The sequence below is a fragment of the Comamonas sp. wu1-DMT genome (assembly GCF_040187805.1).
Lineage (GTDB): Bacteria > Pseudomonadota > Gammaproteobacteria > Burkholderiales > Burkholderiaceae_C > Comamonas > Comamonas thiooxydans.
Map to the genome: position 1 here is coordinate 1 of NZ_JBANEM010000016.1, position 20,455 is coordinate 20,455.

15 protein-coding genes, 1 tRNA gene and 2 pseudogenes are annotated in these 20,455 nt (G+C 60.5%); 10 read left to right on the plus strand and 8 right to left on the minus strand.

Features of this window, described 5'->3' with window-relative positions:
* Positions 1-384: 384 nt before the first annotated feature.
* The 6 genes and pseudogenes from V8Z78_RS20130 to cysS all read right to left on the minus strand — a co-directional run bounded on the left by V8Z78_RS20130 (position 385) and on the right by cysS (position 6,339).
* Positions 385-477 (minus strand) — tRNA-Ser (locus V8Z78_RS20130).
* Between the two features lie 54 nt (positions 478-531).
* Positions 532-1,797 carry an aspartate kinase gene (locus V8Z78_RS20135; protein ID WP_003057587.1) on the minus strand — a complete coding sequence of 422 codons (1,266 nt, stop codon included), beginning with the start codon at positions 1,795-1,797 and terminating at the stop codon, positions 532-534.
* Positions 1,798-1,891: 94 nt separating this feature from the next.
* Positions 1,892-2,896 carry a tRNA lysidine(34) synthetase TilS gene (gene tilS / locus V8Z78_RS20140; protein ID WP_349731981.1) on the minus strand — a complete coding sequence of 335 codons (1,005 nt, stop codon included), beginning with the start codon at positions 2,894-2,896 and terminating at the stop codon, positions 1,892-1,894.
* Between the two features lie 145 nt (positions 2,897-3,041).
* Positions 3,042-4,019, minus strand: a complete 978-nt coding sequence (locus V8Z78_RS20145; RefSeq protein ID WP_003057594.1) for an acetyl-CoA carboxylase carboxyltransferase subunit alpha — start codon at positions 4,017-4,019, stop codon at positions 3,042-3,044.
* Positions 4,020-4,079: 60 nt separating this feature from the next.
* The gene (locus V8Z78_RS20150; protein WP_046460866.1) at positions 4,080-4,904 is read right to left on the minus strand and encodes a DNA-3-methyladenine glycosylase family protein; all 825 of its coding nucleotides are present in this window, start codon (positions 4,902-4,904) and stop codon (positions 4,080-4,082) included.
* A gap of 50 nt (positions 4,905-4,954) precedes the next feature.
* Positions 4,955-6,339, minus strand: a pseudogene (gene cysS / locus V8Z78_RS20155) (cysteine--tRNA ligase).
* Between the two features lie 221 nt (positions 6,340-6,560).
* Between cysS and V8Z78_RS20160 the strand changes: the two are divergent.
* The 4 genes from V8Z78_RS20160 (at position 6,561) to V8Z78_RS20175 (ending at position 9,363) form a co-directional block, all read left to right on the plus strand.
* Positions 6,561-7,124 (plus strand): tetratricopeptide repeat protein, encoded by a 564-nt coding sequence (locus V8Z78_RS20160; RefSeq protein WP_349731982.1) that lies wholly within the window; start codon positions 6,561-6,563, stop codon positions 7,122-7,124.
* Between the two features lie 124 nt (positions 7,125-7,248).
* Positions 7,249-7,833 (plus strand): peptidylprolyl isomerase, encoded by a 585-nt coding sequence (locus tag V8Z78_RS20165; RefSeq protein ID WP_349731983.1) that lies wholly within the window; start codon positions 7,249-7,251, stop codon positions 7,831-7,833.
* Between the two features lie 69 nt (positions 7,834-7,902).
* On the plus strand, positions 7,903-8,430 hold the full coding sequence (locus V8Z78_RS20170; RefSeq protein WP_003070690.1) for a peptidylprolyl isomerase: 528 nt from the start codon (positions 7,903-7,905) through the stop codon (positions 8,428-8,430).
* Positions 8,431-8,565: 135 nt separating this feature from the next.
* On the plus strand, positions 8,566-9,363 hold the full coding sequence (locus V8Z78_RS20175; protein WP_349731984.1) for a UDP-2,3-diacylglucosamine diphosphatase: 798 nt from the start codon (positions 8,566-8,568) through the stop codon (positions 9,361-9,363).
* A gap of 191 nt (positions 9,364-9,554) precedes the next feature.
* On the opposite strand, the gene V8Z78_RS20180 is transcribed toward V8Z78_RS20175, so the two are convergent.
* Positions 9,555-11,201, minus strand: a complete 1,647-nt coding sequence (locus tag V8Z78_RS20180; RefSeq protein ID WP_003070686.1) for an acyl-CoA synthetase — start codon at positions 11,199-11,201, stop codon at positions 9,555-9,557.
* 594 nt (positions 11,202-11,795) lie between these two features.
* Between V8Z78_RS20180 and dnaG the strand changes: the two are divergent.
* The 6 genes and pseudogenes from dnaG (at position 11,796) to V8Z78_RS20210 (ending at position 19,755) form a co-directional block, all read left to right on the plus strand.
* Positions 11,796-13,782, plus strand: a pseudogene (gene dnaG, locus V8Z78_RS20185) (DNA primase).
* 275 nt (positions 13,783-14,057) lie between these two features.
* A complete protein-coding gene (gene rpoD, locus V8Z78_RS20190) occupies positions 14,058-16,505 on the plus strand; it encodes an RNA polymerase sigma factor RpoD (protein ID WP_003070680.1) in 2,448 nt (815 codons plus the stop codon).
* A 146-nt stretch (positions 16,506-16,651) separates the two neighbouring features.
* Complete coding sequence (locus V8Z78_RS20195; RefSeq protein WP_349731985.1) at positions 16,652-17,644, plus strand: Bug family tripartite tricarboxylate transporter substrate binding protein; 993 nt, start codon at positions 16,652-16,654, stop codon at positions 17,642-17,644.
* A 21-nt stretch (positions 17,645-17,665) separates the two neighbouring features.
* Positions 17,666-18,610, plus strand: a complete 945-nt coding sequence (locus V8Z78_RS20200; RefSeq protein ID WP_349731986.1) for a ketopantoate reductase family protein — start codon at positions 17,666-17,668, stop codon at positions 18,608-18,610.
* A 356-nt stretch (positions 18,611-18,966) separates the two neighbouring features.
* Positions 18,967-19,272, plus strand: coding sequence for a winged helix-turn-helix transcriptional regulator (locus V8Z78_RS20205; RefSeq protein ID WP_003057624.1), 306 nt, complete (start codon positions 18,967-18,969; stop codon positions 19,270-19,272).
* A 129-nt stretch (positions 19,273-19,401) separates the two neighbouring features.
* Positions 19,402-19,755: an FKBP-type peptidyl-prolyl cis-trans isomerase gene (locus V8Z78_RS20210; RefSeq protein ID WP_003070674.1), complete on the plus strand. Its 354-nt coding sequence runs from the start codon at positions 19,402-19,404 to the stop codon at positions 19,753-19,755.
* Positions 19,756-19,831: 76 nt separating this feature from the next.
* Here the strand turns inward: V8Z78_RS20210 and V8Z78_RS20215 are convergent, their stop codons facing one another.
* Positions 19,832-20,338, minus strand: coding sequence for a hypothetical protein (locus V8Z78_RS20215; RefSeq protein WP_349731987.1), 507 nt, complete (start codon positions 20,336-20,338; stop codon positions 19,832-19,834).
* Between the last annotated feature and the right edge of the window lie 117 nt (positions 20,339-20,455).

Sequence of the window (20,455 nt, forward strand, 5' to 3'; positions counted from 1 at the left end):
GCCGCCAGCGTTCAATCTGAGCCAGGATCAAACTCTATAGTTCGATCTTGAATTTAAAGTCTTTCGACTGCTCACTCACTTGACGGAATCAAGAAGAATTAATTCTTCCTCATTACTGTTTTTGTGAGCGTTTGATAACTCCGAAGAGTTTGTTCCGAAGAACTGACTGCTTGCCCTCAAACGCCCACGCTTATCGGCTGTATTTTTTTAAGGAACCGAGTGCAAAATCGGAAAACCCGATCTTGAATCTCGTTGCTTGCTGCGATCAGCGAAGCCTTGCATTGTAGCCTGTTTTCACCAGACTCAAATCAAAGTTTGAAACTTTTTGTCAACACCCAAAAGATCTTGACAAAAAGAAAAAGCCTTGCGGCTTTTTCTTTGATTTGGCGGAAACGGAGGGATTCGAACCCTCGATGAGGCTCTACACCCCATACTCCCTTAGCAGGGGAGCACCTTCGGCCACTCGGTCACGTTTCCGGAATGACGCTATTGTAAACAGCTTTTTTGTTCGTTTTTGGAAAGTTGCGAAAATTATTCGCTTTTGTCCAAACCGAAGGCTGTGTGCAGGGAGCGCACGGCCAGCTCCAGGTACTTCTCGTCGATCACGACCGAAGTCTTGATCTCGGAAGTCGAGATCATCTGGATGTTCACACCTTCCTTGCTCAGGGCACGGAACATGGTGGAGGCCACACCCACATGGCTGCGCATGCCGATGCCGACGATGCTGACCTTGGCGATATTGGGATTGCCCACCACTTCGGAAGCACCCAGTGCAGGAACAACGCTTTCACGCAGCAGTTCCATGGCACGCTGGTAGTCGCCCTGACTCACGGTGAAGCTGAAGTCGGTCTTGCCGTCCTTGGAGATGTTCTGGATGATCACATCGACTTCGATGTTGGCATCAGCCACGGGGCCCAGGATGGCAGCAGCCACGCCGGGGGTATCAGGCACTCCCAGCACGGAGATCTTGGCCTCGCCACGGTTGAAAGCGATGCCGGATACGACAGCCTTTTCCATTTTTTCGTCTTCCTCAAAAGTAATCAGCGTGCCGGACTTGGCTTCTTCTTCCAGATCGATATCCCAGGGCGTGAAGCTCGACAGCACGCGCATGGGCACCTTGTACTTGCCCGCAAACTCCACGGAACGGATCTGCAGCACCTTGGAGCCCAGGCTGGCCATTTCCAGCATTTCCTCAAAGCTCACCGTACCCAGGCGCTTGGCAGCAGGCACCACACGGGGATCGGTGGTGTAGACGCCATCCACATCGGTATAGATCAGGCATTCGGCCGCCTTCAGGGCGGCAGCCACGGCCACGGCCGAAGTATCGGAGCCGCCACGCCCCAGCGTGGTGATATTGCCTTCTGGATCGATGCCCTGGAAGCCAGTCACGATCACGACACGACCTGCCTCGAGGTCGGCGCGCACGCGCTTGTCGTCGATGGACTCGATGCGAGCCTTGGTGTAGCTGCTATCGGTGCGCACGGGCACTTGCCAGCCCGCATAGCTGACGGATTCCATGCCTTCGGCCTGCAGCGCAATGGCCAGCAGCGCCGAGGATGCCTGCTCGCCAGTGGCGGCCAGCATATCAAGCTCACGATAGTACGAACTCTTGGCGTGGCTGGGAGCCAGTTCGCTGGCCAGACCCAGCAAACGGTTGGTTTCGCCACTCATGGCGCTGGGCACAACCACCAACTGGTGACCTGCCCGAGCCCATTTGGCCACACGCTTGGCGACGTTGCGGATGCGCTCTGTCGAGCCCATCGAGGTGCCGCCGTATTTATGAACGATCAGTGCCATTGGATACTAAAGGGTGACGAAACAGCAGCCACGGCGCAGATCACAAAGGTTTTGGCGCGCCGGCGGTTTTCGTACAGGTAAAAAAAACCAAAACCTAGGAATTGTACCAACCGAGACTTGCCCCCTGGCGCTCTACAAAACCTCGCCCCACCTTGATGTGGATGCGGTGCCCTCGCGTAGTGCAAACGCCGAGCTGCGCCATGAGCTGCGCAAGCTGGGCCGCCGTCGGCGTCGTGCCATGCTCGGTGCGCAACCAATAACGCAGGACATTGCCCAGACGCAGCTCGCTCAAACCCTGCAATGCCTTGATGGCGGGCGGCACCCCCACCAGCAGCAGATCTGCCGCCGCCTGCTGATCCAGCAACTGCGACGCCTGGGCGCAATGGGCGCTGCTGCGTGCAAACGTGCTGCGAAACTGCGGAAAGACCTGCTCCAACACCGGCAGCAACTGAGCCCGGATGCGATTGCGCGTGTAGCCTGGATCGGCATTCGTCGGATCCTCGACCCAGCTCAAACTCCTGAGCCGCAGCCAGTCACGCAGCACCTGCCCCGGCACCTCCAGTAAGGGCCTGAACCATTCCAGCCCTGCTCTTTGCCAATGCCCTGGCATGGCCGCCAGACCGGCCACACCGGCACCGCGCGAGAGCGCCAGCAGCAAGGTCTCGACCTGATCGTCGGCATGCTGAGCCAGCGCCATGGAGCGCACCGCATCCAGCGCAGCGCCCTGCGCATCGAGCCAAGGCTGCCGGGCCGCCTGAATCAAAGCCGCATAACGCCCCTGGCGCGCCGCATCTTCGGGGCTTTGTCCCTGCACATTGCGCGCATCGATGGCGCAGACCTTGAGGGCAATGCCGTGCCGAGCACACAGTTGCTCACAGTGCCGCTGAAATTCATCAGCCGCCGCCTGCAAACCGTGGTGCACATGAATCGCCCTCACCCGCCCCGGCCAGCGCGCATGGCAGGCCAGCAGCAGAGCCGACGAATCGGCTCCGCCGCTGAAGGCCACGGCCAGTGGCAGCGGCGGCTCGAATGCCGCCATCGCTGCATCCACCCGAGCAGCCGAGGCCCGCAACAAGTCAGCATCTGACTGGGCTTGCATGAACAACAGACTCCCTATTTCCAATTCAATAGCAGCTAGCGCTTACCCCAAAAGGGCTAGAAACACACTTCACTCAAAGCCCTTCGGCAAAAACAAATGGCTCCCGAAGGAGCCATTGTGCGCAAGCAGCATCAAGCCCGCGGGATCAGCGGTTGTCAGCCTTGGTGTCGGCAAACTTGCCATAGCTCTGAATGCGGTCGTAGCGACGATCCTGCAGCTCCTTGGGCTTGAGATCGGTCAACTGGCGATAGGCATCGCCCAACGCACGCTTGAGGAAGGCACCCATTTGCTTGTGATCGCGGTGAGCGCCACCCACAGGCTCGTTGACGATCTTGTCCACCAGACCCAGCGCCTTGAGGCGGTGAGCGGTGATGCCCATGGCGTCCGCTGCTTCCTGGGCCTTTTCGCCGGTCTTCCACAGAATGGAAGCGCAGCCTTCGGGACTGATCACCGAGTACACGGAGTACTGCAGCATCAGCACCTGGTCTGCCACGGCAATGGCCAGCGCACCGCCCGAGCCACCTTCACCGATGATGGTGGTGATGATGGGGGTCTGCAGCTGAGCCATTTCGTAGATGTTGCGACCAATGGCCTCGGACTGACCACGCTCCTCGGCATCGATGCCGGGGAAGGCGCCGGGCGTGTCCACGAAAGTGAACACGGGCAGCTTGAACTTCTCGGCCGTCTTCATCAGACGCAAGGCCTTGCGATAGCCCTCGGGACGCGTCATGCCGAAGTTGCGCAGCGTACGCTCCTTGGTATCGCGGCCCTTTTGATGACCGATCACCATGCAGGGCTGGCCGTTGAAGCGCGCCAGGCCACCGATGATGGACTGGTCATCCGCAAAGTGGCGGTCGCCGTGCATTTCGACAAAGTCGGTAAAGCACTCGCGCACATAGTCGAGCGTATAGGGGCGCTCGGTATGGCGTGCGATCTTGGTGATCTGCCAGGGGGTCAGGTCACTGTAGATGTCCTTGGTCAGCTGCAGGCTTTTCTTGCTGAGCTGATCGATCTCTTCCGAGATATCTACTGCGCTTTCAGTCTGCACATAGCGCAGTTCTTCGATTTTGGATTCGAGTTCGGCAATGGGCTGCTCAAAATCCAGAAAGTTCTTTTTCGCCAACGTATTTCTCCTTGTGCCAGCCTGTTGCAATCCTTGCAATCGGCCAGTGGACAGATGTCATCAAGCCACAGGCTGCGCCTCGAGCGAGCGCCAAATATACCAAGTTGCAACCGTACACCACGGTTTCCAAGCCTCGGCAACTTCACGGGCATCGCTGCGACTGACAGGATCGCCCGAAAAATGATTGAGAGAGATGCCCTGTATCAAACCGGCATCATCCAGAGGCAGCACATTGGGCCGCCCCAGACAGTAAATCAGAAAATTCTCGGCCGTCCAGCGGCTGAGGCCGCGTATGGACATCAGCTCGGCAATGATGACTTCATCGCTCATCTGAGCCCATTCATCCATGTGCAGACGGTTCTCGGTGAAGTGCAGAGCCAGATCGACCAGATAGTCCACCTTGCGGGCCGACAATCCCACCGCACGCATATCGTCCACCTTGAGCCTGAGCACCTGCTCGGGCTGCATGGCAGCGGGCAGCCTGACGAACTTGTTCCACAAGGTCTTGGCGGACTTCGCCGAAATCTGCTGCCCGATGATGGACCGGGCCAAAGTGGCAAAGGCCTGCTCCTGCCCGCAAGGCAACAGCGCCTGGCTGCCGAGTTGCGGGATCAGGCGCTTGAGCACACGGTCGCGGCGCATGAGCTGACGACAGGCCTCAGCCCAATAGGCGGGCACACCATCAGGCAAATCCAGATGGATCTTTGGAGCGGCCACTTTGGACGCAACTGCCTGCTTTGCAGTTGTACCCGCAGGCTGAGCAATGGCTGCGGCCCCCAAAGGCGCTACAGGCAAAGGCGCAGCCGGCCCCATGGGCACGGGCAGATCAGCCACCAGCGGCAGCTGTTCAAACTCCATGGTGTCCAGATGCTTGGCCGCACTCATGCACGACTCTCCGCACTGCTCACACAGTTGATGGAATATTGCATGCAGCCTCAGCCCTTGGCGGCCGCTTCCCAGGTCGTGCCCGCGGCCGAGTCCTTGAGGACGATGCCCTGATCGAGCAGCTCCTTGCGGATGCGGTCGGCCTCGGCCCAGTTCTTGGCAGCCTTGGCCTCTGCGCGTGCGGCAATCTGCGCCTCGATCCCTGCCGCGTCCACCCCTTCGGCACCGGCCTGCAGAAACTTCTGCGGCTCGGCCTGCAGCAGGCCCAGGCAGGCCCCCAGAGCCTTGAGCAAGCCAGCCACTTCGGGCGACTTGCTGCGGTTGACCTCGGCGGCCAGCTCGAACAGCACGGCCACGGCCTCGGGCGTGCCGAAGTCTTCGTCCATCGCCGCCTTGAAGCGGGCGGCATAGGGATTGCTCCAGTCGATCTGCACCTCGGCAGGCGTCACCAGGTCCAGCGCGGTATAGAGGCGCTTGAGCGCACCGCGCGCATCATCGAGATGCACATTGGAATAGTTCAGCGGGCTGCGGTAGTGACTGCGTACGACGAAGAAACGGATGGTCTCGGCGTCGTACTCCTTGAGCACGTCGCGGATGGTGAAGAAGTTGCCCAGCGACTTGGACATCTTCTCGTTGTCCACGTTGATGAAGCCGTTGTGCATCCAGGTCCGGGCGAACGGCTTGCCAGTCGCACCTTCGCTCTGGGCAATCTCGTTCTCGTGGTGGGGGAACTGCAGATCCGCACCGCCGCCATGGATGTCGAAGCTCTCGCCCAGCAGCTCGCAACCCATGGCCGAGCATTCGATATGCCAGCCGGGGCGACCTTCGCCAAACGGACTCTGCCATCTCACATCGGCCGGCTCGTCGGCCTTGGCCGACTTCCACAGCACAAAGTCCAGCGGGTCTGCTTGCCGTCTGCCACGGCCACACGCTCGCCGGCGTTGAGCTCGTCCAGCGACTTGCCCGAGAGCTTGCCGTAGCCCGGAAACTTGCGCACGGCGTAGTTCACATCGCCGTTGCCGGCCTGATAGGCCAGGCCCTTGTCCTGCAAACGGGCGATCATGCCCAGCATCTGCGGCACGTATTCGGTGGCGCGCGGCTCCAGCGTGGGGCGCTCGATGCCCAGCGCATCCGCGTCCTGGTGCAGCGCATCGATCATGCGGTCGGTCAGGCTGCGTATGGTCTCGCCGTTTTCCACCGCTCGCTTGATGATCTTGTCATCGATGTCGGTGATGTTGCGCACATAGGTCACCTTGTAGCCGCTGGCGCGCAGCCAGCGCTGCACCACGTCGAAAGCCACCATGGAGCGTGCATGGCCCAGGTGGCAGAGGTCATAGACCGTCATGCCACAGACGTACATACGCACATGGCCCGGCTCAAGCGGCGAAAACGATTCCAGTGCACGCGACAGCGTGTTGTAGATACGCAAACTCATGAATCTTGAAATAGGGAGAGAGGGTGGCGAGCAGCAGCACTGGTCATGCCTGCGATGCATAAACCATGCCTGCCATTCCCTGAGGCTGAAAAATGCGCACTAGCATCCAGACACATCCCGGTCCGGCCAGACGCCTAAGCGCCGCACACCCCTCAGCTACAATTCCCCGCAGTATAAGCTCCCGCCGCAGCGCAGTTTTGCGGCGCCATGAAAGCACCTACATGCCTGTACGCAACTTGTTCAGTACCGCAGCGCGTGCGGCAGCCCTGGCTGCCTTGCTCGCTGCAGGTAGCGCCTACGCCGACGATTACACGGATGTTGCCCAGTTGCTCAAGAGCGGCAAGACACAGCAGGCGCTGCAAAAAGCGGACACCTATCTGGCCAAGAATTCACGCGACCCGCAGATGCGTTTTCTGCGCGGCATCGCGCTGAGCAATGACGGCAAGACCGAGGACGCGATTGCAGCGTTTCGCCAGCTGACCGAGGACTATCCCGAGCTGCCCGAGCCCTATAACAACCTGGCCGTGATCTATGCACGCCAGGGTGACCTGGATCGCGCCCGCGCCGCGCTCGAAGCCGCCGTGCGCAACAATCCGAACTATGCCGTGGCGCACGAGAACCTGGGCGATATCTATGCCCGCCTGGCCTATCAGTCCTATGCGCAGTCCCTGGCCAAGGGCGGTCGCCCCGCAGCCCTGAACCCCAAGCTCAAGCAGCTCAAGGACTTGCTGCAGCCTGCGACCTCTCTCGCCACGCCTGCCCCGGCCCTGCCTCCACAGCGCTGAACCCGTTTTTTCAATCACCGCCCTCTTGTGAAGCCGGCCGGCGCCCTCAGCTGCCTCAAGCCTGTTTTTCGCAGCCGCCATCCCTGCGGCCCTGCCCAAGGCCCACTTACCCAGGAATATGACCATGCTGAATTTCCGTCGAAACAGCCTCAAGGCCCTGTCTGCCATTGCGCTGACAGCCACTGTTTTTGCCATCCCCGGCCTGGCCCAGGCGCAATCCAAGGTGCAGCTCAAGACCAGCATGGGCGATATCGTGGTCGAGCTCAACGATGCCAAGGCCCCCAAGAGCGCCGCCAATTTTCTGCAGTATGTGCGTGACAAGCACTATGACGGCACGGTGTTCCACCGCGTCATCGACGGCTTCATGATCCAGGGCGGCGGCATGGACGCCAATCTGAACGAAAAGCCCACACGCGCCCCGATTTCGCTGGAAGCCAGCAACGGCCTCAAGAACGACCGCGGCACGATTGCCATGGCGCGCACCGGCAACCCCAATTCCGCCACCTCGCAGTTCTTCATCAATGTGGTGAACAATGACATGCTCAACGCCCCCAAGCCCGACGGCCATGGCTATGCCGTCTTCGGCAAGGTCGTCAAGGGCATGGACGTGGTGGACAAAATCCGCGCCGTGGCTACGGGCAACCGTGGCATGCACCAGAATGTGCCCACGACGCCGGTAACAATCCTCTCCGCCACCGAAATCAAGTAAACAACCCGGCGGCGCTGCACCTGCCGGGCCGCGCCCGCCTCCTTACTCCATCCTCTAGAAAGTACAGACATGAGCAATCCCCAAGTCGAACTGCACGTGACCATCAACGTGGCTGACACCGCAACCCAGGGCGTGATCACGCTGGAACTGGACGCCGTGAACGCGCCCAAGTCCACCGAGAACTTCCTGAACTACGTGAACCAGGGCTTCTACAACGGCACCATCTTCCACCGCGTGATCAAGAACTTCATGATCCAGGGCGGCGGTTTCGCAGCCGACATGAAGCAGAAGGACACTGCGGCTCCCATCGAGAACGAAGCCAAGAACGGCCTGAAGAACGACAAGTACACGATTGCCATGGCTCGCACCAGCGATCCTCACAGCGCAACCGCCCAGTTCTTCATCAACACCGTGGACAACGGCTTCCTGAACCACACCGCCCCCACCGGCCAGGGCTGGGGCTATGCCGTGTTCGGCAAGGTGGTCAAGGGTGAAGAAGTCGTGGACGCCATCAAGAAGGTGCGCACCACCCGCAAGGGCTTCCACGACGACGTGCCTTTCGACGCCGTGGTGATCGACAAGGCCGTGGCCCTGTAATCTCCCCCTGAGGCGCTAACGCGCCTTCCCCCTCTCTGCTTCGCGGAGGGGGACGACGGCCTCGCTGCGGGGCGGCCTTTGCTTGCCGTCTCTTTGTGAGGCCGTTATTGTTTTCAGGCTGCGCACTTTTCATTCATGGCTGAATCTTCTGATCCACGCACTGCCGCTCCTCAAGTCGCGCAGCTCCAGGCTGAGCCCCACTGGCGCACGCTTGATTTCATTTCCGATCTGCATCTGCAGCCTTCGGAGCCGCAGACGGTTGAAGCCTGGTGCAGCTATCTGGCACGCAGCACGGCCGACGCCATCTTTATCCTCGGCGATCTGTTTGAAGTCTGGGTGGGTGACGATGCACTCGATGAGCCCGGCAGCTTCGAAGCCGAATGCGCTGCCGTGCTACGCGAAGCGGCGCAGCAGCGCCCGCTGTTCTTCATGGTCGGCAACCGCGACTTTCTGGCCGGTGACGAATTTCTGCGCCGAAGCGGCATGACCGGCCTTTGCGACCCCACGGTGCTGCGGTGGGCAGGCACCAGCATCCTGCTCAGCCATGGCGACGCGCTGTGCCTTGACGATGTGGATTACCAGCAATTCCGTGCTGTTTCGCGCTCCGCCGCCTGGCAGAAGCAACTGCTGGCCCAGCCCCTGGCCGTGCGCCGCGCGATCGGCAGATCGGCACGCAGCGAAAGCGAGCAACGCAAGCAAAGCGGCGCACCCTACGCAGATGCCGACGCGCAGATGAGTGCCACCTGGATGCAGGCCGCGCAAGCGCCCTGGCTGATTCACGGCCACACTCATCAGCCCGCCGACCACGCACTGGGCAATGACCAATGGCGCGTCGTGCTCAGCGACTGGCATATCGATGCCGATACGCGTCGCGCCGAGGTGCTGCGTGTGACGCCCGAAGGCTGGCAGCGCATACCGCCCGAGCTGGCCTGACGCGCCGCCCCCGTTGGTACTATCTAATTCAGAGCTTCTTGCGCTTGCCATTCATAGATTTCAGATTGAAAACCATCCAAGTTCTATGAATAACAAGCGCTAGCAGCTATCAAATTTGCTGAACCGGCAGACACCCAGAGCCCGCTGCCCACAGAACTAAGGCATCGGACCTTGGAGTCAACTGCGGGATCTCAGACCGAGATCGCGGAAGCCGAGCCTGCTTGCTTGCGCAGCTCGAACTTCTGGATCTTGCCCGTGCTGGTCTTGGGCAGCTCGCCAAACACCACGGCGCGCGGCACCTTGTAGCCGGCCAGATGCTTTTTGCAGTGGGCAATGATGTCTTCGGCCGTGGTCTCGGCTCCGGCCTTGAGTTCGATGAAGGCGCAGGGCGTCTCGCCCCATTTGGGATCGGGCTTGGCCACCACGGCCGCAGCCAACACGGCGGGGTGGCGGTAGAGCACATCCTCCACTTCGATGGACGAGATGTTCTCGCCGCCCGAGATGATGATGTCCTTGCTGCGATCCTTGATCTGGATATAGCCGTCGGGATGCTGCACGGCCAGGTCGCCGCTGTGGAACCAGCCGCCGCGAAAAGCCTCCTGCGTCGCTTGCGGGTTCTTGAGATAGCCCTTCATGGCGATATTGCCCTGGAACATGATCTCGCCCATGGTCTGGCCGTCGTGCGGCACGGGCTGCATGGTTTCGGGGTCCAGCACGGCCGCAGAGCGCTGCAGGTGGTAGCGCACGCCCTGGCGCGAGTTCAGGCGGGCGCGCTCGCCGATATCGAGCGCATTCCAGCTTTCATGCTTGGCGCAGACCGTAGCCGGGCCATAGGTTTCGGTCAGGCCATAGACATGGGTGATGTCAAAGCCCATGGCCTCCATGCCCTCGATCATCGATGCGGGCGGCGCTGCCCCTGCCACCATGGCCTTGACGCCGGCGGGCACGCCCTGCTTCATGGCAGCCGGCGCATTCACCAGCAGGCTGTGCACAATGGGCGCACCGCAGTAATGGCTCACGCCATGGTTGCGGATGGCATCAAAAATCGCCTGCGCATCCACCCGTCGCAGGCAGACATTGACCGCCGCGCGTGCGGCCACCGTCCAGGGGAAGCACCAGCCGTTGCAGTGGAACATGGGCAGCGTCCACAGATAGACGGCATGTTTGGGCATGTCCCACTCCAGCACATTGCTGATGGCGTTGTTGTGCGCGCCGCGATGGTGGTAGACCACGCCCTTGGGGTTCCCGGTGGTTCCGCTGGTGTAGTTCAGCGCAATCGCATCCCATTCGTCGCCGGGCAACTGCCAATCGAAACCGGCATCGCCCTGGGCCACGAAGCTCTCGTAGTCGATGGCACCGATCTGCTCGGCCGCCTCGCCGTAAACCGGGTCTTCGACCTCGATCACATAAATGGGCACGGTGCTCTGGCGCAGCTTGAGCGCCCTGGCCATTAGAGGCGCGAACTCGGGGTCCACGATCAAGGCCTTGGCTTCGCCATGATCCAGCATGAATGCCAGGGTCTCGGCATCGAGCCGGGTATTGAGCGTGTTGAGCACGGCACCGGCCATGGGCACGCCAAAGTGCGCCTCCACCATGGGCGGCGTATTGGGCAGCATCACGGCCACGGTGTCGTTCTTGCCAATGCCGATTTTCTGCAGGCTGCTGGCCAGCTGACGGCAACGCGCATAGGTTTGCGCCCAGCTCTGGCGCAGGTCGCCGTGAACAATGGCCAGGCGCTCGGGGTAGACCTCGGCCGTGCGGGCAATAAATCCCAGCGGCGTCAGCGCGGCATGGTTGGCAGTATTTGGGGCGAGGTTCAGATCGAAAGAACTTGTCATGTTTGTCTCCTGAGCGTTTTGTACTCCAGCATCCGTCACGCCAGGCTTACAACCGAGCGCCATGCAGGCTTGTTGTGATCGGGATCAAGCAGTTGCGCCCGAAATGGCTGCACCGCGCCGGCAAACCGGCATGCGACATCCGCAGACAAACCAGAGCAATGCAAAAGGTCATTCAGCGAGACAGTACTTTCAACAGCTTCTGAAAATCGATAAATTCATTTGAAATCAACCACATGGAATCCTATTGAAAAATCCCCTCATTCCCCAGGCAGGGCCAACTCATGCAAGTCATCTATAAGACATCATTTATCTGACAGACCAATCACCAGGACTTCGAATCGCTTTTAGAATGCGCACATGTTTTGAGTACATGACTGCCTGCATCGGCAATGCAAGACCGGCATCTCTGCCCGCACGGAGCCGGTCGCAAGCCTCAAGACTGAGTGGCGGAGGAGACGTTTTAGAGGAGAGCCTGGCAATGACCCAGGCATCAGGAGACCTGAGCCTGCACCCATGGGTGCAGGCTTTTTTTTTGCCCGTCTGCCCCATTCCTGCCGCGCCCTCGGCCATTGCCGAAAAAGGCAGAATACGCGGGTGGCCATTCCCCAATCATTCATCCAAGAGTTGCTATCCCGCGTCGACGTGGTCGACATCGTGGGCCGCTATGTGCAGCTCAAAAAGGGCGGCGCCAACTTCATGGGCTTATGCCCGTTCCATAGCGAGAAGTCGCCCTCTTTCACCGTCAGCCCCAGCAAGCAGTTCTTTCACTGCTTTGGCTGTGGCAAGAATGGCAATGCCATCGGCTTTCTGATGGAGCATGCCGGCATGGGCTTTGTCGAAGCCGTGCAGGAGCTTGCCAACCAATGCGGCCTGCAAGTGCCGCAGGACGACATCAGTCCTGCCGAGCGCCAGCGCCAGGCTCAGCAAAAGCAAAAGGCGGAAACACTGAGTGATCTGCTGGAAAAAGCCGGCGAGTCCTATCGCAAGCAGCTCAAGGCAGCTCCGAAAGCCATCGAGTATCTGAAAAAGCGCGGCGTCTCCGGCGAAGTCTCCAAGCGCTTTGGCCTGGGCTATGCCCCTGCAGGCTGGCATGGTCTGGCCAGCGTATTTGCCGAGTACGACAACCCGCAGCTCGAAGAATGCGGGCTGGTCATCGTGGGCGAGGACGACAGTCGCCGCTATGACCGCTTCCGCGACCGGCTCATGTTCCCGATTCGCAATGTCAAGGGCGAGTGCATAGGCTTTGGCGGGCGAGTGTTCGGCGATGAAAAGCCCAAATACCTGAACTCGCCCGAAACCCCGGTCTTCCACAAGGGGCGCGAACTCTACGGCCTTTACGAGGCCCGGCAGGCCCTGCGCGACATGGGCTACGCCCTGGTCACAGAAGGCTATATGGACGTGGTGGCACTGGCCCAACTGGGCTTTGCCAATGCCGTTGCAACGCTGGGGACGGCCTGCACGCCCGAGCATGTGCAAAAGCTGTTTCGATTCACCGATGCCGTGGTCTTCAGCTTCGACGGTGACGGGGCGGGGCGGCGCGCCGCCCGCAAGGCGCTGGATGCGGCCCTGCCACTGGCGACGGACACGCGCTCCATCAAATTTCTGTTCCTGCCTTCAGAACATGACCCTGACAGCTTCATCCGCGAATTCGGCCCCGAGGCCTTCTCGCGCTATGTGGGCGATGCCACGCCGCTGAGCCGCTTTCTCATCGAATCGGCCAGCGAAGGCTGCGACCTGGGACAGACAGAAGGCCGGGCCCATATGGCCAGCAACGCCCGGCCGCTGTGGTCGCTGCTGCCCGACGGCGCGCTCAAGCGCCAGTTGCTCTCCGAAATCGCAGCCCTGGCTCAGCTGGACTCGCGCGACCTCTCCGATATCTGGGCGCAGGAGGCGGCACGCACCGCCCCCATTGTCCGCCGCGCGCCTGCGCCCCCCCGGCCCTCAGGCACCGGAATGGGATGCGCCTGCGGGCAACTGGGAAAGCGCTCCCGACTGGGCCGATGCCGCGGCACCGGCTCCCTCCTATCCGAGCCAGGGCAGCGGTGGCAACTGGCCGGGCCGCAAGGAATTCGGCCGCCAGCGCAAACCCTGGGGCAAGAAGGGTGAGGACTGGAACCCGCCGCAGCTGGGCCCGCGCCCCACGCCGGTCAGCCGCGAAGACCAGGCCGCACGCCTGCTGATGTGTCACATGGAGTTCATGGAAGAGATGACCCATGAGGACTTCGATGCCCTGGCTCGCTGCAACCAAAGCCATGCCCCCTTGTTCCGTTGGCTGGAAGCCCAGTTCACCGAATCCGGCCCGCGCTCCTGGGCAGTGCTGCGCGAGCAATTGCAAGGCTCTCCCTGCGAGCCGCTGGCCCAAAAGCTCATGAGCGGCGCCCATGCCAACCCCGAGGGCGAGGTGGACGAGTTGCGCAAGGAGTTGCGCGGCACTCTCAATCTGATCCTGGTGGATCACCTCAAGCGCGAAGAAGCCAAGGCCCTCAAGGAAATTGCTACGGACCCCACCGCGGCAAGACGTTACATTGAGTTTCAACAGCGGCGAAAAAATTTATCTGTAATTATTAGCTCCACCTCTTGACATCTTTAAAAAAGGTATAATTTAGTGGATATAGGCAAGAGCGACAGCAACACCTCCGACCCGGGCACCGTGAAGAAATCACGTGATGGCAGCAACTGCATGGCCCATTTCTCGCAAGGATTGCATACCAAATGATCGCCCCAACATCTTGCCATGGAGTCTTTGTGCTCCACCGGACAGGCTAGGCCTGTTCTTGCGCCAGCTTTCATGGCGTTTGTTTGCATTTTCCGTTTTCCTTTGTGTGTTTGTGTGTGTTCGTACCGTGAGAGGTGTTCATGCCCGTTTCAAAGTCCGTGAAGTCCAAGCAGGCCCCAGAAGCTTCAGCAAAGCCCAAGACCTCTAAAACTTCCACTTCCGCAGCAGAGCCCGCGAAAAAGGCCAGTGCCGGCAAGCCTGCTGTGAAGAAGAGTGCTGCATCTGCAGCCGAAGCAAAGAAAGACACCACCGTGGTTACCAAGTCACAAGCCGAACTCAAAGCCATGGCCGATGCGCTGCTGGCGCAGGCAACTCCCAAGCGCGGCCGCAAGAAGGCCGAAGAAGACGACGACACTGCTGCCGCTCCTGCCGCCAAGAAGACTGTCGCCAAAAAGGCCCCTGCTGCCAAGAAGGCCGCCGCCGTCAAGGCCCCTGCTGCCAGTGCCGATGCCGACAAGGCTCCCGCCAAGCGCGGCCGCAAGCCCAAGGCCAAGGAGGCCGACGAGGACATGGATGATGCAGACCTGTCGGATATCGACAGCGATCTGGAAGGCGAAGTCGAAGAGGAGGCATCGACCGAAGCGTCTGCTGCTCCTGCCGAAAAGGCCAAGCCTCTGCGCATGAAGATCAGCAAGGCGAAGGAACGCGCCTTGATGAAGGAATTCGGCCTGGACGAGACTGTTCTGACCGAAGAGGAAATGAACACCCGCCGTCAGCGTCTGAAGATGCTGATCAAGCTGGGCAAGACCCGCGGCTACCTGACCCACGCCGAAATCAACGACCACCTGCCCGACAAGCTGGTCGATGCCGAAACGCTGGAAGTCGTGATCTCCATGTTGAACGACATGGGCGTGGCCGTGTACGAGCAGACTCCCGATGCGGAAACCCTGCTGCTGAACAACACCGGCCAGTCGGCGACCACCGAAGAAGAAGCGGAAGAAGAGGCCGAAGCGGCTCTGTCCACCGTGGACTCCGAATTCGGTCGCACCACCGACCCCGTGCGCATGTACATGCGTGAAATGGGCACCGTCGAACTGCTGACACGCGAAGGCGAAATCGAAATCGCCAAGCGCATCGAAGGCGGTCTGATGGACATGATGGAAGCCATCTCGGCCTCCCCCGCGACCATCGCCGAAATCCTCAACATGGCCGAGGAAATCCGCGAAGGCAAGGTTGTCATCTCCACCGTGGTGGACGGCTTCGTCAATGCCAACGAGAACGACGACTATGTGGCCGAGGAAGACTTCGACGAATACGACGAAGAAGACGACGACGACGGCAAGGGCGGCTCCAAGGCTCTGACCAAGAAGCTCGAAGAGCTGAAGAACGAAGCCCTGGGTCGCTTTGACTCCATGCGCGAGCTCTTCGACAAGATGCACAAGGTGTATGACAAGGAAGGCTACGGCACCGAGGCATACATGAAGGTGCAGAAGGCCATCACCGAAGAGCTGATGACCATTCGCTTCACGGCCAAGACGATCGAGAAGCTCTGCGATCTGGTGCGCGCCCAGGTGGACGACGTGCGCAAGAAGGAACGCGAGCTGCGCAAGATCATCGTTGACAAGTGCGGCATGCCCCAGGAGCAGTTCATCAAGGACTTCCCGCCCAATCTGCTGAACCTGGACTGGGTCATCAAGCAAGTGGCGGCAGGCAAGAACTACAGCGCCGTGCTGGAGCGCAACATCCCGCCCGTGCAGGAGCTGCAGCAGAACCTGATCGACCTGCAGGCCCGCGTGGTCGTGCCTCTGGAAGAGCTCAAGCACATCAACAAGCGCATGAACAGCGGCGAGCGCGCCAGCCGCGATGCCAAGAAGGAAATGATCGAGGCCAATCTGCGTCTCGTGATCTCCATCGCCAAGAAGTACACCAACCGCGGTCTGCAATTCCTGGATCTGATCCAGGAAGGCAATATCGGCCTGATGAAGGCCGTGGACAAGTTCGAATATCGTCGCGGCTACAAGTTCTCGACCTATGCAACCTGGTGGATTCGTCAGGCCATCACGCGCTCCATCGCCGACCAGGCCCGCACGATCCGCATCCCCGTGCACATGATCGAGACCATCAACAAGATGAACCGCATCTCGCGCCAGCACTTGCAAGAGTTTGGTTTCGAGCCCGATGCGTCCATCCTGGCAGCCAAGATGGAGATCCCCGAGGACAAGATCCGCAAGATCATGAAGATCGCCAAGGAACCGATCTCGATGGAAACCCCCATCGGCGACGACGACGATTCCCACCTGGGCGACTTCATCGAGGACGGCAACAACACGGCGCCTATCGACGCCGCCATGCAGGCCGGTCTGCGCGATGTGGTCAAGGACATTCTCGACGGACTGACGCCTCGCGAAGCCAAGGTACTGCGCATGCGCTTCGGTATCGAAATGTCCACCGACCATACGCTGGAAGAAGTCGGCAAGCAGTTTGACGTGACGCGCGAGCGCATCCGTCAGATCGAAGCCAAGGCGCTGCGCAAACTCAAGCACCCTTCGCGCTCCGACAAGCTGCGCAGCTTCATCGACTCGCTGTAAAGTCAGTCCGAGGAACCGGCTCACCGGTTCCCTGCTACTCAAAGCCCCGACCTGCCCAGGTCGGGGCTTTTTCGCATGCAGCCCAGGTCAGCAAGCCTTCGCTTGCGGCCAAACACACCAAAAGACACATAACAACGGAGACAGACATGAATACCCCCCACTCGGACAATGCCCTGACACGCCGCCACTGGCTAAGCTATTCCGCTGCCTTGCTGTCTACACCTTTTGCAGCCATCGCCAATCCTCCCCAGCGCCTTGGCACGCAGCTGCGTATCGTGATCCCCGCCAACCCCGGCGGCGGCTGGGACCAGACTGGCCGCGCCCTGGGCGCAGTGCTGACCAGCTGCGGCACGGTGGACAAGGTCGTTTATGAAAACATCGGCGGCAAGGGCGGCACCATAGGCTTGGCCGAGTACACCAAACGCTATGGCAGCGACCCCAACAGCCTGCTGATCGGCGGCATGGTCATGGTCGGCGCCCTGGCACTGAACAAGAAGTCAGCAGAGCTGCAGCAGGTGCAACCCCTGGCGCGCCTGACCAGCGACTATCTGGTGGTGGCCGTGCCCACCGACTCGCCGCTTGCCAACCCCAAGGCACTGGCCAAGGCCATGCGCGAGAACCTGCCGGCACTGACCATTGCCGGAGGCTCTGCAGGCGGTGTGGACCATATGTACGCAGGCATGCTGGCCCGCCTGGCCAAGGCCAATGCGGAGCAACTGCAATACAAACCCTTTGCCGGCGGTAACGATGTGCTCCAGGCCCTGCTGCAAAAGCAGGTGCAGGTGGGAATCTCGGGTTACAGCGAGTTCAGAGAAGCCTTGCAGGCGGGCAAACTGCGCGCCCTCGGTGTTTCGTCACGCCGTGCCATGTTCGGCATTGCCTCCATGCGCGACCAGGGTCTGGATGCTGAAATGTCGAACTGGCGTGCCGTCTTTACAGGCAAGAATCTGCCGGCAGAACGCGCCCAACAACTGCTGGCTGCTATCGACCATGCAAGCAACCAGGACAGCTGGAAGCAAGCCCTGGTCAGCAATAATTGGAACTCTTCCTGGCAAACCGGCAAGGCACTACATGAATTTCTGGAGGTCGAAACCTCCACTGCCCAGCTGATGACCTATCTGCTCAAGCTCAAGAGCTGAGCCTCTTTGCGAGATAGCCTCATGAACATGGTCAACCACACCGCCGCCTCCCCCCGCCTGTCCATTGCCGTCATGGGTGCGGGCTCGGTGGGCTGCTACTTTGGTGCTCTGCTGGCTCGCGCCGGCCACCCGGTCACGCTGATCGGTAGAGCATCGCATATGCAGGCCATCAGCCAGCACGGGCTGCGACTGCAGACGGCGACAGAAGATCTGAACATCCCCATCACCACCAGCACCGAAGCCAGTGCCGTGGCAGGCGCCGATGTGGTGCTGTTCTGCGTGAAATCCACCGACACCGAAGCAGCGGCTGCACAGATCAAACCCCACCTGGCAGCGCACACTCAGGTACTGAGCTTGCAGAACGGCGTGGACAACGACCGGCGCCTGCGCCTGGTACTGGGTCAGCAGCCGGTGGCTGCTGCCGTGGTTTATGTCGCCACCGCCATGGCCGGCCCAGGCCATGTGCGTCACTTCGGCCGGGGCGAGCTGCTCATCGCCCCCTGTCCGCAGGGTGACGAGATGGCACTTCAGTTCAGCGCAGCAAACATCCCCACCCAGACCTCGGACGGCGTGCTGACCGCACTCTGGCAAAAACTCATCATCAACTGCGTGTACAACGCACTCTCCGCCCTCACCCAGCAGCCCTATGGCTGGCTGATCGCGCAGCAGGGCGTACCCGCCGTCATGCAGGATATTGCCGCCGAGTGCAAGGCCGTAGCTCTGGCCGACGGCGTGCTGCTGCCGGCCTCCGTGGACGAGGCTGTAGCGGCCATAGCGCGCACCATGCCCCGACAGCTCTCTTCCACGGCCCAGGATCTGGCGCGCGGCAAGACCACGGAAATCGACCATCTCAACGGCTATGTGGTGCGGCGCGGTCAGGCGCTGGGCATTGCCACGCCGATCAACCGTCTGCTGCAGGTGCTGGTGCAACTCAAGCAAATGCCGGCACAAAAGCAGGAACTATGATTTCCATAGCTGCTTGCTCTGACAAATCAATGGCTAGAGTCAATTTTTACACCCGGAAACACCTAAGCCAGTACTAACACTTCCGGCATGGCTCGCCACCCCGTCCCGAGGGCTGCTTCAGTTCTGCCCCTATTGCTACAAACCCTGAAGCAAGCGAGTCTTCTCCCTGATTCGTGGCTGACCCGCAACACTTGCGCGCTGTTTGTGGCCTTTATCACTTCAAGGCGTTGCAGTCGAAGATTTGAAGCTACTAAACTTGTAGCAAAATAAATTAACCGCTATAGTCCATTGGACATGGCACTGAAAGCGCCTAGTGCGCCCAGCTCGACAACATCATTGCGCAAGGAGAAGCGTCCATGAGCTCCAAGGAAAACGCCGCCATCAACCAGCTGTTCGAGAAGCTCGAATGCCGCTATGCGCTGCGCGTGCTGTGGGCTTTGCGGGATGGTCATCCCCAGACCTTCCGACTGCTGCAAGACAGTGTGGGCGGCATCACCCCCAACACCTTGAACACCCGTATCAAGGAGCTGCGCGAGTGCGGCCTGCTCGAGCATGGCAGCGACGGCTACACCGTCACCCTGACCGGGCAGGATCTGCTCAAGCGCCTGTCCGATGTACAAGCCTTTGCCAACCGCTGGGTTGCCGCGCGCGCCAAGAAGTAAACCTTGCCGCAGTTGCGGCCGGGGGACTGGCAGCAAGCGGGTGCACCACTATCATCCAAGGGCCCCAAGCGTGCTTGGCGGGCCCTTTTTCCATCGCCTTTTTCTGCTTTGCGCTGAAAGGAAATCATCATGGCATTCAACACTACTGCCTCCGGCCTGCAATACGAAGACACCGTCGTGGGCGAAGGCGCCGAAGCCAAGGCCGGTCAGAACGTGACCGTGCACTACACCGGCTGGCTCTACAACAATGGCGTGCAAGGCGCCAAGTTCGACTCCAGCAAGGACCGCAACGATCCTTTCGTCTTTCCCCTGGGCGCCGGCATGGTCATCAAGGGTTGGGACGAGGGCGTGCAGGGCATGAAGGTGGGCGGCCAGCGCACGCTGCTGATCCCCGCCGCCCTGGGCTATGGCGCGCGCGGCGCCGGTGGCGTGATCCCGCCCAACGCCACGCTGAAGTTTGACGTGGAACTGCTGGCTGTCTAAAAACAGGCTGGTTCATCAAAAAAGCGGCTCTCCGAAGCCGCTTTTTTCTTTGCGAGAGGCTCGGCACAGATGGTGCTCATGTCTCATCCGCCTCAAACAGCGCCCTGTACAACGACGTATAGGCCTTGTCACCCGCAGCATCTCGTATGCGTGGAGCCAGCGCTGCCAGTTGCTCATAACCCATGGCCGCCTCCACCGCCAGATTCAGCCGGAAGCCCTTGAGCCCAAGAGCCCCCGTGATGGACACCGCTATCGGATAGGCCCTCTGGTAGCGCCTCTGGGCGCTGCCAGGGTCGACGTCAGCAGTTGCCAACGATGCCGAACTGCTCTTTGAGAGCGAAGATGCATGGGCCTGTGCTGCAGCATCAGCCGCGACGGACGACTCTCTTGTGGCCAGCCAGCCCTTGCCGACCAGCGCCAGAATATCGTCCTTGTTCACCCCCAGCGCCGAGGTCGCCTCCAGCACCTGCATAAGACTGCGACGACCGTCAAACAGCAAAAAGGCCGAGCGCAGCCGCTGGCTCAAATCGGCATGGCGCTCCTTGAAGGCCAGCTGACCCTCGGGTGTTTTGACTAGATACATCGACCCCGCCCTCTGTGCATTGAATTGCTTCCCGCCCTGCAGAGTGGCAGTTATGGCTGGAGCTGAAAAGCGGGTTTTCCTGCAAGCCTGGTCCGCCCATGCTCCAGATCAGCTCAC